We start from the raw sequence: 1796 nt of genomic DNA on the forward strand, positions 1-1796 counted from the left end.
GTCAGAAAAAGGATGTCTGTTAGCTTGTGGCCGACTTTCCAAGCTTGGCGTGGGTTACTGATAATAGAGAGTTGTTAAATCAAATCGTGAGTATTCATTCTGAGGCCTTATCCTGATGTAAAGGTATAAGACCATAGAAGTATTAAAAAGAAAATAAATATAAGCTACGGGTCAATAATTTCAGGGGTTTTCATGATTTTTCCCTGAGTGGCTGACCGGGGCTGCCCAAGAGCGAGGAGATGAGCAATCGGCAATGAACTTGGAGCGGCAGATCACAAGCTATTATGGACATACTATTTGTCGGGAAGCAATGCGGACTAGTTACCGCGCGACATGTTTCACTGCTACCAGTCCTTGTCCGTATTAATATATTTGGAGTAAAGCGGGTGATCAAAAATGTGAAAAACATATATATGCTCGGTCCATCCTGCAGGAACAATACGCTTATTCCTCAGCTTATGGATAGGGCATAATACCCTTTTCTCGTTTTCCTCGTTGAACTCCTTAATGGCCAGAAGCTCACCTACGCACTCGCAGTGAATCTCATAATCGTCCCCCACAATATCGTCAAAATAGCAATACGTTCTCGGGAGGAAATGCTTGTCTGGATATTTCAATAACTCAAAGGCCCTGACGGTGGAAGAATAGTAATCAAGGTCAAAGCTGATGAAACCGATCGGCGCCCTGTCTTTCTTCATGAACTCGTGAACGGTTTCGCCAACGTCACCGAGGATGAGCTCTGAACGATGGAGATGTTTTTTTACCTCGTCCACGTTGATGGAAAAAAAACCTTCTTGCCAGACATAGGGCATGTCACGGTAATCCACAGGTGGAGGCATCCCCTTGCCGGAATCAAATCCTATAACATCAATTTTTACACCCGTTTCAGGTTCAACCTGCTCGGCGATAGACTCAAGATCCTGCATCCCATGCCCGGTGAAAACGCCGAATTCAATCACAGATATGCGCTTGATCCCCAGACGCTGGGCCTCTATAGCCGCGCGATACACGGGATAAGCGTACTGCATTCGAGGCACCTCGTCATACTTCAGGCGCTCTGTAAATGATTTATGACCAGGATTATCTATCTTTTCTATTCCGTGCGGCCTGGAAAGCATATGCAAGGTTCGTCCAATTATGCCCATGTCGTGTCCTTCTTGAAGTAAGAAGTGAAATATATCTAATTAACGTGAGTTCGATGTAAAAAAGACAAAGAAGCCCCTGTGATTTAACTATCTTTCGGTTACGGTCCTCAGATAGCTGAGCAGAGGCTCCCATGTCTATGACCAGTGTATTCTGTGATGTTGATGATTTCTGCCTGACTTTTGAACTAGAATGAAATAAACAGCTTCTCTTTAATATCAAAAAGTCGCCGGTTATATCGAAACTGTCGCTCAGTGAAATAATGACCATCATCATTTGTTTTCATCAGAGTGCCTTTCGAGATTTCAAGCTTTATTACCAGAACCTCATTGTTCGAGATAAATAAGACTACTTTCCAAATTTGGTCTCTTACGATCGTTTTGTGGAGCTCATGAAAAAGGCATTGATAGCACTGACCGTTTATCTCAAAAGAAATGTATGGGGCAACAAACTGATTTGTCACTCATTGATTCAATGCCAATTGTCGTTTGTGATAACCACCGGATTAACAGTCGAAAGGTTTTCTTAGAAGAGGCTAAGCTTGGAGTGACGTCTACAGGTTGGAAGTTTGGCTTCAAACCACGGCAAAATCATGAATGTGCCTGCTCAGCAAGGACTTCAGCCAGATAGCGTGTACTCATAGCTGCTTTCTT

The 1796-nt window shown here is 43.4% G+C and carries 2 protein-coding genes; one reads left to right on the forward strand and one right to left on the reverse strand.

The features are described from left to right. Positions 1-344: 344 nt before the first annotated feature. Positions 345-1145: a hypothetical protein gene (locus KDK19_RS12435; RefSeq protein WP_257292085.1), complete on the reverse strand. Its 801-nt coding sequence runs from the start codon at positions 1143-1145 to the stop codon at positions 345-347. A 436-nt stretch (positions 1146-1581) separates the two neighbouring features. Between KDK19_RS12435 and KDK19_RS24385 the strand changes: the two genes are divergently transcribed. Next, on the forward strand, positions 1582-1773 hold the full coding sequence (locus KDK19_RS24385; RefSeq protein WP_368736460.1) for a transposase: 192 nt from the start codon (positions 1582-1584) through the stop codon (positions 1771-1773). The last annotated feature ends 23 nt before the right edge of the window (positions 1774-1796 follow it).

This window comes from Endozoicomonas sp. ONNA1 (assembly GCF_024606325.1).
Classification (GTDB): domain Bacteria; phylum Pseudomonadota; class Gammaproteobacteria; order Pseudomonadales; family Endozoicomonadaceae; genus Endozoicomonas_A.

Bases quoted from the DNA above. Each gene is read 5' to 3' on its own strand.
- KDK19_RS12435 (WP_257292085.1), bottom strand. From the start codon at position 1,145: ATGGGCATAATTGGACGAACCTTGCATATGCTTTCCAGGCCGCACGGA.
- KDK19_RS24385 (WP_368736460.1), top strand. From the start codon at position 1,582: ATGGGGCAACAAACTGATTTGTCACTCATTGATTCAATGCCAATTGTC.